Origin of the sequence: Bacillus sp. PS95 (assembly GCF_037963565.1) — a bacterium.
Lineage (GTDB): Bacteria > Bacillota > Bacilli > Bacillales > Bacillaceae > Bacillus > Bacillus subtilis.
Genome location: NZ_CP150160.1, coordinates 69,534 through 83,731 on the forward strand (window position 1 = coordinate 69,534; position 14,198 = coordinate 83,731).

Genomic DNA, 14,198 nt, shown 5'->3' on the forward strand with positions numbered 1-14,198 from the left:
TCTTTAAGAGTCAGAAAATTACAACATTAAAGTTTCTGTTGACGAAAGAGACAAACCTTTGTATTATATAACTTGTGCTTAGAAGCACAAAACAATATGGCGGTGTAGCTCAGCTGGCTAGAGCGTACGGTTCATACCCGTGAGGTCGGGGGTTCGATCCCCTCCGCCGCTACCATATTTGTTTGGCCCGTTGGTCAAGCGGTTAAGACACCGCCCTTTCACGGCGGTAACACGGGTTCGAATCCCGTACGGGTCATCCTAAAAAATCGGTTTCTCTTGCAGAAGCCGATTTTTTTCATTTTTAGACAACATTCCGGAAATTCTTTTCATAAACGAATATCAAGGCAGAAACCGTCGAAGATTTCTTTGGTATTGTTACCTTCTTTTGACAAAATCCTATCTGTGCTTTCGCTATAATGACAGGCAACGAATATAACAGGTGGGAGATGAGAGGAATGGAAAAAGCAGAAAGAAGAGTGAACGGGCCAATGGCGGGACAAGCTTTGGAAAAACTCCAATCGTTTTTTAACAGGGGCACGAAGCTGGTGACTCATCATTTGCATTCACTGTTTTTCTATAAAGGATTCATTTATGTTGTTATCGGATTTTTGCTTGGACGGGCTTTCATATTATCCGAGGTGCTTCCTTTCGCACTTCCTTTCTTTGGAGCGATGCTTCTCATCAGAAGAGACAAAGCGTTTTATGCGGTTTTGGCTGTGCTTGCAGGTGCGCTGACCATATCTCCAAAGCACTCATTGCTCATACTGGCGGCATTGCTGGCATTCTTCGTATTTTCTAAAGTGGCTGCCTTCATTACCGACGATCGTGTTAAAGCGCTCCCGATTGTCGTGTTCTTCTCGATGGCTGCAGCAAGAGCCGGGTTTGTTTATGCCCAAAATGGCGTATTTACAACCTATGATTATGTAATGGCTATCGTTGAGGCTGGACTGTCGTTTATCTTAACACTGATTTTCCTTCAGAGCCTTCCGATTTTTACTGTGAAAAAAGTGAAACAATCATTAAAAATAGAGGAAATCATTTGCTTTATGATTCTTATTGCCTCTGTTTTAACGGGGCTGGCCGGCTTGTCCTACCAAGGGATGCAGGCAGAACATATATTGGCTCGTTATGTTGTATTGAGTTTTTCCTTTATTGGCGGAGCAAGCATCGGCTGTACGGTTGGTGTTGTGACCGGCCTGATTCTTGGCTTGGCGAATATCGGAAACCTATATCAAATGAGTCTGCTTGCTTTTTCCGGTTTATTGGGTGGTTTGCTGAAGGAAGGGAAAAAAGCGGGTGCAGCAATCGGTCTGATCGTTGGATCACTTCTTATATCTTTATATGGTGAAGGCTCTGCCGGTCTGATGACAACGCTCTATGAGTCATTAATCGCAGTCGGCCTGTTTTTGCTCACACCTCAATCTATTACAAGGAAAGTGGCGAGATATATTCCGGGAACTGTCGAGCATCTTCAAGAGCAACAGCAATACGCTAGAAAAATCCGAGATGTCACTGCTCAGAAGGTAGACCAGTTCTCCAATGTATTTCACGCGCTGTCTGAAAGCTTTGCAACCTTTTACCAAGCATCAGACGAACAGACAGATGACAGCGAAGTTGATCTGTTCTTAAGCAAAATCACGGAGCATTCCTGTCAGACGTGCTACAAGAAAAACAGGTGCTGGGTACAGAACTTTGATAAAACATATGATTTAATGAAACAAGTTATGCTTGAAACAGAGGAAAAAGAATATGCATCAAACCGAAGGCTGAAAAAAGAGTTTCAACAGTATTGTTCTAAATCCAAGCAGGTTGAAGAGCTGATTGAGGATGAGCTCGCACATCATCATGCCCATTTGACACTCAAGAAAAAAGTCCAAGACAGCAGGCGCCTTGTTGCTGAACAGCTTTTAGGCGTTTCTGAAGTCATGGCCGACTTTTCTCGGGAAATAAAAAGAGAGCGAGAACAGCACTTTCTACAGGAAGAGCAAATCATAGAGGCGCTTCAACATTTCGGAATTGAGATTCAGCATGTCGAGATCTATAGCCTTGAACAAGGAAATATAGATATTGAAATGACCATTCCGTTCAGCGGACATGGAGAAAGTGAAAAAATCATTGCCCCTATGCTGTCTGACATTCTGGAAGAACAAATTCTTGTGAAAGCCGAACAGCACTCTCCGCATCCGAATGGATACAGCCATGTCGCCTTTGGATCAACAAAATCATACAGGGTGTCCACGGGAGCTGCTCACGCTGCGAAGGGCGGCGGCCTTGTCTCCGGCGACAGTTACAGCATGATGGAGCTTGGAGCCAGAAAATATGCTGCAGCAATCAGTGACGGAATGGGCAATGGCGCAAGAGCGCACTTTGAAAGCAATGAAACGATCAAGCTTCTTGAAAAAATCCTTGAATCGGGAATTGATGAAAAAATAGCAATTAAAACGATCAACAGCATACTGTCTCTAAGGACAACTGACGAAATATATTCCACGCTTGACCTATCTATTATCGATCTTCAAGATGCCAGCTGTAAATTTTTGAAGGTTGGATCGACGCCTAGCTTTATCAAACGGGGTGACCAGGTCATGAAAGTTCAAGCGAGCAATCTGCCAATCGGTATTATTAATGAATTTGATGTGGAGGTTGTGAGTGAACAGCTGAAAGCGGGTGACCTCTTAATTATGATGAGTGATGGCATTTTTGAGGGGCCTAAGCATGTGGAAAATCACGACTTATGGATGAAACGTAAAATGAAAGGGTTGAAAACAAATGACCCGCAGGAGATTGCCGATTTGCTTATGGAAGAAGTCATCCGCACAAGATCCGGCCAAATTGAGGACGATATGACTGTTGTTGTCGTCCGGATTGATCACAATACACCGAAGTGGGCATCCATTCCTGTTCCGGCAATCTTTCAAAACAAACAAGAAATTTCATAACGCTTCCGTATAAATCAAATTTCTTCTGGCGAAGATGGGAATATATGAATCTGAGAATCCTCGTATTCTCCAGGAGGAATGAATGTGAACAACGGACATTTAAATCAAATTTTGCTGATAACGGATGGCTGCTCAAACCATGGGGAAGACCCGCTTGCAATGGCTGCTTTTGCTAAAGAGCAGGGGATTACGGTAAATGTCATTGGTATAATGGAAGAAAATCAAATTGACCCTGAGGCAATGAAGGAAGTCGAAGGGATTGCACTTGCCGGCGGAGGCGTGCACCAAGTCGTTTATGCATCTCAGCTTTCACAAACTGTTCAAATGGTAACAAAAAAAGCGATGACGCAAACCTTACAAGGTGTAGTCAATCAAGAACTGAAACAGATTCTCGGAAAGAATGTGGAAATGGAAGAGCTTTCTCCGGAAAAACGCGGCGAAGTCATGGAAGTGGTAGACGAGCTTGGAGAAACGGTGCATCTTCAGGTTTTGGTTCTTGTTGATACAAGTGCAAGTATGGCGCCAAAGCTTCCAACAGTAAAAGAGGCGCTGATTGATTTGTCTGTAAGCCTCAATTCCCGAATCGGGAATAACGAATTTGCGATGTGTATATTTCCCGGGAAAAAACAAGAGGTCGAGCTTGTGCTGAACTGGACACCGAAGCTGCAATCTCTTTCCACACTCTTTGCAAAGCTTTCGACAGGCGGCATCACGCCGACAGGTCCGGCGATTCGTGAAGCGACACTGCAGTTTGAAAAAATACGCTCAAGAAGGGGCATGCTGGCAGATGATGAACGACGCTTTGACGAGTTTGGCATGTAGCCTCAAGCCGGGTACGACAATCAAAGGCAAGTGGAATGGAAACACTTATACATTGCGTAAACAGCTTGGTAAAGGGGCCAATGGAATTGTGTATTTGGCAGAAGCATCAGATGGACATGTTGCCTTAAAGGTGAGTGATGACAGCCTGTCTATTACTTCTGAAGTGAATGTCTTGAAATCTTTCTCAAAGGCCCAGTCCGTTACGATGGGGCCTTCTTTTTTTGATACGGATGATGCCTATATTCCCAGTACCAATACGAAAGTTTCATTTTATGCAATGGAATACATAAAAGGGCCGCTGCTTTTGAAGTATGTCAGTGATAAAGGAGCAGAGTGGATACCGGTATTAATGATTCAGCTGTTATCCAGCTTATCGGTGCTTCACCAGCAAGGATGGATATTCGGCGATCTTAAACCTGATAATCTGATCGTAACTGGTCCGCCCGCAAGGATCCGCTGCATTGATGTGGGCGGCACGACAAAGGAAGGCCGGGCGATAAAAGAGTATACGGAGTTTTATGACAGAGGCTATTGGGGGTATGGAACAAGAAAGGCAGAGCCATCCTATGATCTGTTCGCAGTTGCCATGATTATGATCAACAGTGTGCATAAAAAAGAATTTAAGAAAACGAACCAGCCCAAAGAACAGCTTAGGTCTCTCATCGAAGGAAACCCGCTGCTTCATAAGTATAAAAAAGTGCTTTTTTCAGCCTTGAACGGAGATTATCAATCCGCAGATGAAATGAAAAAGGATATGCTAGACGCGGGGCAAAAAGCAGCACAAAGAAAACAGCCTATAAAAGCATCACCGCAGCCTGCCACACGACAAAGACAGCAAAAACCGCGCCAAGGAAAAATAACGAAGACGCGATATACCCCAAAACAGAAACCGGCTAAGTCGGGGGGGTTATTTGAAACAACGCTTATCGTGATCAGTGTTTTAGCGCTTTATTTCGCCTATATTATCTTTTTCTTAATCTGAATGGCGCAAACTGCAGAGCCTATGCTTCTTCTTTGCTTGGAGGGGTTGAAAGTGTTAGGATATGAATATCTTTAAAATACCTGCTCATTGTGAGGAGGACATTGTGAAAAGTGTCAAAGATTTTTTAAACAAACACAATCTTACGTTAAAAGGGGCGACAATCATTGTAGGCGTTTCCGGCGGTCCGGACTCAATGGCTCTTCTTCACGCGTTGCATACGTTATGCGGCCGTTCAGCGAATGTTATTGCAGCTCACGTTGACCATCGGTTCAGAGGTGCGGAATCCGAGGAGGACATGCGTTTTGTCCAAGCTTATTGTAAAGCTGAACAGCTCGTGTGCGAAACGGCTCAAATCAATGTAACCGCATATGCACAGGAAAAAGGACTCAATAAGCAGGCTGCAGCACGCGATTGCCGCTACCAGTTTTTTGAGGAAATCATGTCGAAGCACCAAGCGGACTATCTAGCTCTTGCGCATCATGGTGATGATCAGGTTGAAACAATGCTTATGAAACTGGCTAAGGGTACGCTTGGAACGGGACTTGCGGGAATGCAGCCGGTTAGACGTTTTGGCACGGGGCGGATCATCAGGCCGTTCTTAACCATTACAAAGGAAGAGATCCTTCACTATTGCCGTGAAAACGGCTTGAGCTACCGGACGGATGAAAGCAACGCCAAAGATGACTACACAAGAAACAGATTCAGAAAAACAGTGCTCCCGTTTTTGAAGCAGGAATCTCCGGATGTGCATAAAAGGTTTCAGAAAGTGAGTGAAGCACTGACGGAAGATGAGCAATTCTTACAGTCATTAACGAAAGATGAAATGAATAAAGTAATCACAAGCCAGTCTAATACATCAGTTGAAATCAATTCCTCTCAATTGCTTGCCCTCCCGATGCCTTTACAAAGAAGAGGAGTTCAACTAATATTAAACTATCTTTATGAAAACGTTCCATCATCCTTTTCAGCCCATCACATTCAGCAGTTTCTCGATTGGGCGGAAAATGGCGGTCCTTCAGGAGTACTGGACTTTCCGAAAGGGCTGAAGGTGGTCAAATCATATCAGACATGTTTGTTTACATTTGAACAATGGCAGTGCAAAAATGTTCCCTTTGAATACCAAATTAGCGGAGCTGCTGATGAAACGGCAGTGCTCCCTAATGGATATCTGATAGAGGCAAGGCATTATGCGGACTCGCCTGAAGAACATGGGAATGCTGTTTTTATCACAAGTGAAAAAAAGGTGCGATTTCCCTTAACAATCCGGACGAGAAAAGCTGGAGACCGGATCAAACTAAAAGGGATGAACGGCTCAAAAAAGGTAAAGGATATATTTATTGATAAGAAATTGCCTCTCCAAGAAAGAGACAACTGGCCGATTGTGACGGACGCAAGCGGTGAAATTATCTGGATACCTGGCTTGAAAAAATCAATTTTTGAAGATCTTGTGATTCCAAACAGCGACCGCATTGTATTACAATATAGACAGCATGAAAAGTGTAGGGGGCAAGCAAAATCATGATGAAACATGATATCGAGAAAGTACTGATCTCAGAGGAAGAGATACAAAAGAAAGTAAAAGAGTTAGGTGCAGAATTAACGAGCGAGTATCAAGATACATTTCCGTTGGCAATCGGTGTGTTAAAAGGAGCACTTCCTTTTATGGCGGATCTTATCAAGCATATTGATACATATTTGGAAATGGATTTCATGGATGTATCAAGCTACGGAAATTCTACGGTTTCTTCTGGAGAAGTAAAAATCATTAAAGATTTGGATACATCTGTAGAGGGCCGGGACATCTTAATTATTGAAGATATCATCGACAGTGGGTTAACCTTAAGTTATCTCGTAGAGCTCTTCCGATACCGTAAAGCAAAATCAATTAAGATTGTTACCCTTTTGGATAAACCGAGCGGAAGAAAAGCGGACATCAAAGCAGACTTTGTCGGTTTTGAAGTTCCTGACGCGTTTGTAGTGGGTTACGGACTTGATTATGCTGAGCGCTATCGCAATCTGCCTTATATCGGAGTGTTAAAACCGGCAGTTTATGAAAGCTGATCGGCAGCCTGCTTCCGAGATGGTTATTGTTTGTATTGGAATGATTTTCTATGGTACTATTGAACATAGTTGTGCTTACTGTGGGAGGAGGTAAGGAATGAATCGGGTCTTCCGTAATACCATTTTTTATTTACTTATTTTATTAGTAGTAATCGGGGTTGTGAGCTACTTCCAGACCTCAAATCCGAAAACAGAAAATATGTCGTACAGTACGTTCATCAAAAACCTGGATGACGGGAAAGTTGATAGCGTATCGGTTCAGCCTGTCAGAGGTGTTTATGAGGTAAAAGGGCAGCTGAAAAACTACGACAAAGATCAATACTTTTTGACTCATGTTCCTGAAGGAAAGGGAGCAGACCAGATATTTAACGCTTTGAAAAAGACAGACGTAAAGGTTGAGCCCGCGCAAGAAACAAGCGGATGGGTGACGTTCCTGACGACCATCATCCCATTTGTCATTATCTTTATTCTGTTTTTCTTCCTGCTCAATCAGGCTCAAGGCGGCGGCAGCCGTGTCATGAACTTTGGCAAGAGTAAAGCGAAGCTGTATACAGAGGAAAAGAAACGCGTCAAATTTAAAGACGTTGCAGGGGCTGACGAAGAAAAGCAAGAACTTGTTGAAGTTGTTGAGTTTCTGAAAGATCCCCGCAAGTTTGCCGAGCTCGGCGCCAGAATACCGAAAGGCGTGCTTTTAGTCGGACCTCCGGGTACCGGTAAAACATTGCTTGCCAAGGCTTGTGCAGGAGAAGCCGGCGTACCTTTCTTCAGCATCAGCGGATCTGATTTCGTTGAAATGTTTGTAGGGGTCGGTGCTTCCCGTGTGCGTGACTTGTTTGAAAATGCGAAAAAGAATGCGCCTTGTTTGATCTTCATTGATGAAATTGACGCAGTCGGACGCCAGCGTGGCGCTGGTCTCGGCGGTGGACACGATGAACGTGAACAGACGCTAAACCAATTGCTTGTTGAAATGGACGGATTCAGCGCTAATGAAGGAATTATCATCATTGCTGCGACGAACCGTGCGGACATCTTGGACCCAGCCTTACTTCGTCCGGGACGTTTTGACCGTCAAATCACAGTGGACCGCCCAGATGTCATTGGCCGTGAAGCTGTATTGAAAGTCCATGCGAGAAACAAACCGCTGGATGAAACGGTTAACCTAAAATCAATTGCCATGAGAACACCAGGCTTCTCAGGCGCTGACTTAGAAAACCTCTTGAATGAAGCTGCGCTTGTAGCGGCTCGTCAAAACAAGAAAAAAATCGATGCGCGTGATATTGACGAAGCGACGGACCGTGTAATTGCCGGACCCGCTAAGAAGAGCCGCGTTATCTCCAAGAAAGAACGCAATATCGTGGCTTATCACGAAGGCGGACACACCGTTATCGGTCTCGTTTTAGATGAGGCAGATATGGTTCATAAAGTAACGATTGTTCCTCGGGGCCAGGCTGGCGGTTATGCTGTTATGCTGCCAAGAGAAGACCGTTATTTCCAAACAAAGCCGGAGCTGCTTGATAAAATTGTCGGCCTCTTGGGCGGACGTGTTGCTGAAGAGATTATCTTCGGTGAAGTCAGCACAGGGGCGCACAATGACTTCCAGCGTGCGACGAATATTGCAAGACGAATGGTTACGGAATTCGGTATGTCAGAAAAACTGGGACCGTTGCAATTTGGACAGTCTCAGGGCGGTCAGGTATTCTTAGGCCGTGATTTCAACAACGAACAGAACTACAGTGATCAAATCGCTTACGAAATTGATCAGGAAATTCAGCGCATCATCAAAGAATGTTATGAGCGTGCGAAACAAATCCTGACTGAAAATCGTGACAAGCTTGAATTGATTGCCCAAACGCTTCTGAAAGTTGAAACGCTTGACGCTGAACAAATCAAACACCTTGTCGATCATGGAACATTACCTGAGCGTAATTTCTCAGATGATGAAAAGAACGATGATGTGAAAGTAAACATTCTGACAAAAACAGAAGAAAAGAAAGACGATACGAAAGAGTAATTCGCTTTCTTTCTAAAAAAACTGCCGGCTGACGCTGGCAGTTTTTTTATGTAAATGATGGGCTCAGCTGCGGCTTTTACAATCATCCAAATCTGGTATCGATTTGTTTACAAATGAGCCGCTGATCGTGTATGGTATTGTAGAATGTTTGTAAAAGTAAAGTAGAGAAACTATTCAAAAGTGGTGATAGAGGTTGTTACTGGTTATCGATGTGGGGAACACCAATACTGTACTTGGTGTATATCATGATGGAAAATTAGAATATCACTGGCGTATAGAAACAAGCAGGCATAAAACAGAAGATGAGTTTGGGATGATTTTGCGCTCCTTATTTGATCACTCCGGGCTTATGTTTGAACAGATAGATGGCATTATTATTTCGTCAGTAGTGCCGCCAATCATGTTTGCGTTAGAAAGAATGTGCACAAAATACTTTCATATCGAGCCGCAAATTGTTGGTCCAGGTATGAAAACCGGTTTAAATATAAAATATGACAATCCGAAAGAAGTGGGGGCAGACAGAATCGTAAATGCTGTCGCTGCGATACACTTATACGGCAATCCATTAATTGTTGTCGATTTCGGAACCGCCACAACGTACTGCTATATTGATGAAAACAAACAATACATGGGCGGGGCGATTGCCCCTGGGATTACAATTTCGACAGAGGCGCTTTACTCGCGTGCAGCAAAGCTTCCGCGTATCGAAATCACCCGGCCCGACAATATTATCGGAAAAAACACTGTTAGCGCGATGCAATCTGGGATTTTATTTGGCTATGTCGGCCAAGTGGAAGGAATCGTTAAGCGAATGAAATGGCAGGCAAAACAGGAACCAAAGGTCATTGCGACAGGAGGCCTAGCGCCGCTCATTGCGAACGAATCAGATTGTATAGACATCGTTGATCCATTCTTAACCCTAAAAGGGCTGGAATTGATTTATGAAAGAAACCGCGTAGGAAGTGTATAGGAGGTTTAGTAATGGATTATTTAGTAAAAGCACTTGCGTATGACGGAAAAGTTCGGGCTTATGCGGCGAGAACGACTGATATGGTAAATGAGGGGCAGAGACGCCATGGTACGTGGCCGACAGCATCCGCTGCATTGGGCCGCACAATGACAGCTTCACTCATGCTCGGCGCTATGCTGAAGGGCGATGATAAGCTGACCGTGAAAATCGAGGGCGGAGGTCCGATCGGAGCTATTGTAGCTGATGCCAATGCCAAAGGAGAAGTCAGAGCCTATGTCTCTAACCCGCAAGTTCATTTTGATTTAAATGAACAAGGCAAGCTTGATGTCAGACGTGCGGTTGGAACAAACGGAACGTTAAGTGTCGTAAAAGATTTAGGTTTGCGCGAGTTCTTCACAGGACAAGTAGAAATCGTTTCAGGAGAATTAGGAGATGATTTCACTTACTATCTTGTATCATCTGAGCAGGTTCCTTCATCAGTGGGCGTAGGTGTGCTCGTGAATCCTGACAATACCATTCTTGCGGCAGGGGGCTTTATTATTCAGCTGATGCCGGGAACAGATGATGAAACAATCACAAAAATTGAACAGCGTCTATCTCAAGTAGAGCCGATTTCTAAGCTCATCCAAAAAGGGCTGACACCAGAAGAAATTTTAGAAGAAGTCCTAGGCGAGAAACCTGAGATTTTGGAAACGATGCCTGTCAGATTCCATTGCCCTTGTTCAAAAGAACGGTTCGAAACAGCCATTTTAGGACTAGGCAAAAAAGAAATTCAAGATATGATAGAAGAAGATGGACAAGCCGAAGCAGTATGCCATTTTTGTAATGAAAAGTACTTATTTACAAAAGAAGAGCTGGAAGGGCTTCGTGACCAAACTACCCGCTAAGCTCTTTAGCGGGTTTTTAATTTGAGAAAAGGGGCTGAAAGCAGGTTTGAAATCAAGAACAATCTGGACCATTATTTTAGGGGCGCTGTTGGTTTGCTGTATTGCTGTTGCATATACGCTGACGAAATCCCAAGCCGGCGCATCGTCAACCGGTGAGTCTATTGCGACTATCGGGGGCAAGAGTGTGACAAGAGAAGAATGGCTGAAAGAAATGGAAGATCAGTATGGTAAGTCAACGCTTGAAGATATGATCAATGTCCGAGTTGTTGAGCAGCTGGCTAAAAAGAACAACCTTAAAATATCCAAAAGCGAAGTTGATCGGGAGTTTTTGCTGATTAAAGCGGTCAATAATTCCTTTTACGAAGATGAACATACGACGGAGAAAGAGTGGAAAGACCAAATTCGTTATAATATCCTCCTTGAGGAATTGTTAACAAGGGATATCGATATCTCAAACAAAGAATTGGAATCATTCTATAATAAAAATAAGGAACTATATCAGTTTGATGATTCGTATCGAATTCGGCACATTGTTGTAAAAGATGAAGAAGAAGCGAGAGAAGTCCTGAAAGAACTGAAAGGCGGATCAAGCTTTGAAGCTGTCGCTGCCGAAAGATCCACTGACAGATATACATCACCATACGGCGGAGATTTAGGTTTTGTCACAGAGGCATCAGACAACATTCCATTAGCATACATTGAAGAGGCGAAAACACTCAAAGAGGATGAATGGTCTCAGGAACCAATAAAGGTCAGCAACGGATATGCCATTATCCAGCTGAAAGAAAAACTAAAGGCAAGAACGTTCTCATTTGATGAAGTAAAGGACCAGATCAGACGGCAAATCGCAATGGATCAGCTAGGTGATAAAGCGACAGTTAAGACACTTTGGAAAGAAGCTGATGTATCTTGGTTTTATGGGGAAAAAAGTACTAAGTGATTGACAAAAAATTTTGAAATTGATAGATTATATACATAATACCAATACAAATAGTCGGAAATTGAGGTGTCGAGAATGGTACGTGTAGCAAACTCCATTACTGAATTAATTGGGAATACGCCAATCGTTAAATTAAATCGCCTTGCAGATGAAAACAGTGCGGATGTATATCTAAAACTTGAATACATGAACCCTGGAAGCAGTGTAAAAGACCGTATCGGTTTAGCCATGATTGAAGCGGCTGAAAAAGAAGGAAAATTAAAAGCCGGTGATACAATCATTGAACCGACAAGCGGAAATACTGGAATCGGGCTTGCAATGGTTGCTGCTGCTAAAGGATTAAAAGCCATTTTGGTTATGCCTGATACAATGAGCATGGAGCGCCGCAACCTTCTTCGCGCATACGGTGCTGAGCTTGTGCTGACTCCTGGTGCGGAAGGCATGAAAGGCGCCATTAAGAAAGCTGAAGAGCTTGCTGAAAAGCACGGATACTTTGTGCCGCAGCAGTTTAACAACCCTTCTAACCCCGAAATTCACCGCCAAACAACGGGTAAAGAAATCGTTGAGCAATTCGGTGATGACCCGCTTGACGCATTTGTAGCCGGAATCGGAACGGGCGGAACGATTACGGGAGCGGGCGAAGTGCTGAAGGAAGCATACCCTTCCATCAAGATTTACGCTGTTGAACCGTCAGATTCCCCAGTGCTTTCAGGAGGAAAACCAGGCCCCCACAAAATTCAGGGAATCGGAGCTGGATTCGTGCCGGACATCTTAAACACTGAAGTATATGATGAAATCTTCCCTGTGAAGAATGAAGAAGCATTCGAATATGCCCGCAGAGCTGCACGTGAAGAAGGAATTCTCGGAGGCATCTCATCAGGTGCGGCAATTTATGCTGCTCTTCAAGTAGCGAAAAAACTCGGAAAAGGCAAAAAAGTATTGGCCATCATTCCAAGTAACGGCGAACGTTATCTAAGCACGCCGCTGTATCAATTCGATTAAAAAAGCCAAAACTCCCGGTCCGCCGGGAGTTTTTTTATATTTCGTGCATCAAATATGCCATGTCTGCGACGAATGTTATTCTTGGAAGAGAAATTCACTTTTTTCACTAACAACATTGCTTTACAATTAAAAACAAGTAAAAAAGAAAATAGAGGAATGATACAAATGGCACAACGCAGACCGGCAGGCAAAAAAATACCTTTTCAAAAAGACTCATTCTTACAACAATTTGAGAAACTTGCGCAATCCCGGAAACATCATGTACTTCTCGAAAGTGCAAGAGGCGGCAGATATAGTATAGCCGGTCTTGATCCAATTGCGACTGTGAAAGGAAAAGACGGAATAACTACAATTAAGCATGGTGATGAGATGCTGTTTAAAGAAGGTGATCCATTACGGGCCTTCCACAGCTGGTTTAAAACGCTGGAAACAGAAACGAATCATGAGTTCCCTGACTTTCAAGGCGGGGCAATCGGGTTTCTCAGCTATGATTACGCACGGTACATTGAAAATTTTAAAATGCTCTCATTAGATGATCTAGAAACACCAGATATTTATTTTCTTGTTTTTGATGATATAGCAGTTTATGACCATCAAGAAGAGTCTCTATGGCTGATTACTCATGTTAATGGTTCTGAACAGGAAACAGCGGATGTGAAGCTATCTGAGTTAGAGCAGATGTGGCTGACTGAGCTTCCCGCTGTCTCTTCGCGAGAGATGAATCCTGAAACAGATGGTTCCTTCGCGGCGCCATTTACCGAGGATGGGTTCTCACAAGCTGTAGAGAAAATCAAACAATACATTGCCAGCGGAGATGTGTTTCAAGTCAATCTATCAATAAGGCAGTCACAGTCACTGTCTGCCCACCCATATCAAATTTACAAAACCTTGAGAGAAGTAAATCCTTCTCCTTATATGGCGTATTTAGAAACACCTGATTTCCAAATCATTTGCGGATCGCCTGAACTGCTTGTCAGCAAAAAGGGCAAGCTATTAGAGACAAGACCGATTGCGGGCACCCGTTCCAGAGGGAAAACAAATGAAGAAGACGAGGCGCTTGCAAACGAATTGATACACAATGACAAAGAACGAGCGGAACATGTCATGCTGGTTGATCTTGAGCGAAATGATCTGGGAAGAGTATCACGTTACGGGTCTGTGCGCGTAAATGAATTCATGGCAATTGAAAAATACTCGCATGTGATGCACATTGTGTCTAATGTCCAAGGTGAACTGCAGGATGGGTATGATGCTGTAGATATTATTCATGCTGTGTTTCCCGGAGGAACCATTACTGGTGCACCGAAAGTAAGAACGATGGAAATTATAGAAGAACTTGAGCCGACACGCCGAGGGCTTTATACTGGATCTATAGGGTGGTTTGGATATAATCACGATCTGCAGTTTAATATCGTCATTCGAACCATTTATGCAACCGGAGGGCAGGCATTTATGCAGTCCGGCGCAGGAGTTGTGATTGATTCTGTTCCGAAGCACGAATACAAGGAATCATTCAAAAAAGCTTTTGCGATGCAAAGAGCATTAGAGCTGAGCGAAGAAGAGACAAAAATTAGATGAGGTGAG

11 protein-coding genes and 2 tRNA genes are annotated in these 14,198 nt (G+C 43.6%); all 13 read left to right on the forward strand.

All coding sequences use genetic code 11. From position 1 onward, the window contains the following. Positions 1–98: 98 nt before the first annotated feature. A tRNA-Met gene (locus NSQ12_RS00380) sits at positions 99–175 on the forward strand. A 9-nt stretch (positions 176–184) separates the two neighbouring features. After that, positions 185–256 (forward strand) — tRNA-Glu (locus NSQ12_RS00385). A 199-nt stretch (positions 257–455) separates the two neighbouring features. Continuing rightward, positions 456–2,939, forward strand: coding sequence for a stage II sporulation protein E (gene spoIIE / locus NSQ12_RS00390; RefSeq protein ID WP_015253002.1), 2,484 nt, complete (start codon positions 456–458; stop codon positions 2,937–2,939). A gap of 84 nt (positions 2,940–3,023) precedes the next feature. After that, positions 3,024–3,761, forward strand: a complete 738-nt coding sequence (locus NSQ12_RS00395) for a VWA domain-containing protein (protein WP_003243782.1) — start codon at positions 3,024–3,026, stop codon at positions 3,759–3,761. Then, entirely contained in the window at positions 3,727–4,743 is a 1,017-nt protein-coding gene (prkT, locus tag NSQ12_RS00400) for a serine/threonine protein kinase PrkT (RefSeq protein WP_339175650.1), read from the forward strand. The genes NSQ12_RS00395 and prkT overlap by 35 nt, the downstream gene beginning before the upstream one ends. A 103-nt stretch (positions 4,744–4,846) precedes the next feature. Beyond that, positions 4,847–6,265, forward strand: coding sequence for a tRNA lysidine(34) synthetase TilS (gene tilS, locus NSQ12_RS00405; RefSeq protein WP_015253000.1), 1,419 nt, complete (start codon positions 4,847–4,849; stop codon positions 6,263–6,265). After that, complete coding sequence (hpt, locus tag NSQ12_RS00410; protein ID WP_003226700.1) at positions 6,262–6,804, forward strand: hypoxanthine phosphoribosyltransferase; 543 nt, start codon at positions 6,262–6,264, stop codon at positions 6,802–6,804. Before tilS ends, hpt begins: the two co-directional genes overlap by 4 nt. Positions 6,805–6,901: 97 nt before the next feature. Continuing rightward, positions 6,902–8,815, forward strand: coding sequence for an ATP-dependent zinc metalloprotease FtsH (ftsH, locus tag NSQ12_RS00415; RefSeq protein WP_003242099.1), 1,914 nt, complete (start codon positions 6,902–6,904; stop codon positions 8,813–8,815). Positions 8,816–9,008: 193 nt separating this feature from the next. Further along, positions 9,009–9,785, forward strand: a complete 777-nt coding sequence (locus NSQ12_RS00420) for a type III pantothenate kinase (protein ID WP_010886388.1) — start codon at positions 9,009–9,011, stop codon at positions 9,783–9,785. An 11-nt stretch (positions 9,786–9,796) separates the two neighbouring features. Then, positions 9,797–10,672, forward strand: coding sequence for a redox-regulated molecular chaperone HslO (gene hslO, locus NSQ12_RS00425; RefSeq protein WP_003226695.1), 876 nt, complete (start codon positions 9,797–9,799; stop codon positions 10,670–10,672). Positions 10,673–10,718: 46 nt separating this feature from the next. Next, complete coding sequence (locus NSQ12_RS00430; protein WP_227058755.1) at positions 10,719–11,612, forward strand: peptidyl-prolyl cis-trans isomerase; 894 nt, start codon at positions 10,719–10,721, stop codon at positions 11,610–11,612. A gap of 75 nt (positions 11,613–11,687) precedes the next feature. Further along, positions 11,688–12,614 carry a cysteine synthase A gene (gene cysK / locus NSQ12_RS00435; RefSeq protein ID WP_015715109.1) on the forward strand — a complete coding sequence of 309 codons (927 nt, stop codon included), beginning with the start codon at positions 11,688–11,690 and terminating at the stop codon, positions 12,612–12,614. A 165-nt stretch (positions 12,615–12,779) separates the two neighbouring features. Continuing rightward, on the forward strand, positions 12,780–14,192 hold the full coding sequence (locus tag NSQ12_RS00440) for an anthranilate synthase component I family protein (protein WP_339175653.1): 1,413 nt from the start codon (positions 12,780–12,782) through the stop codon (positions 14,190–14,192). The last annotated feature ends 6 nt before the right edge of the window (positions 14,193–14,198 follow it).

What these genes read in the sequence shown, in the direction of transcription:
- spoIIE (WP_015253002.1), top strand. Translation starts at nt 456, where the DNA reads ATGGAAAAAGCAGAAAGAAGAGTGAACGGGCCAATGGCGGGACAAGCT.
- prkT (WP_339175650.1), top strand. Translation starts at nt 3,727, where the DNA reads ATGATGAACGACGCTTTGACGAGTTTGGCATGTAGCCTCAAGCCGGGT.
- hpt (WP_003226700.1), top strand. Translation starts at nt 6,262, where the DNA reads ATGATGAAACATGATATCGAGAAAGTACTGATCTCAGAGGAAGAGATA.
- ftsH (WP_003242099.1), top strand. Translation starts at nt 6,902, where the DNA reads ATGAATCGGGTCTTCCGTAATACCATTTTTTATTTACTTATTTTATTA.
- hslO (WP_003226695.1), top strand. Translation starts at nt 9,797, where the DNA reads ATGGATTATTTAGTAAAAGCACTTGCGTATGACGGAAAAGTTCGGGCT.
- cysK (WP_015715109.1), top strand. Translation starts at nt 11,688, where the DNA reads ATGGTACGTGTAGCAAACTCCATTACTGAATTAATTGGGAATACGCCA.
- NSQ12_RS00440 (WP_339175653.1), top strand. Translation starts at nt 12,780, where the DNA reads ATGGCACAACGCAGACCGGCAGGCAAAAAAATACCTTTTCAAAAAGAC.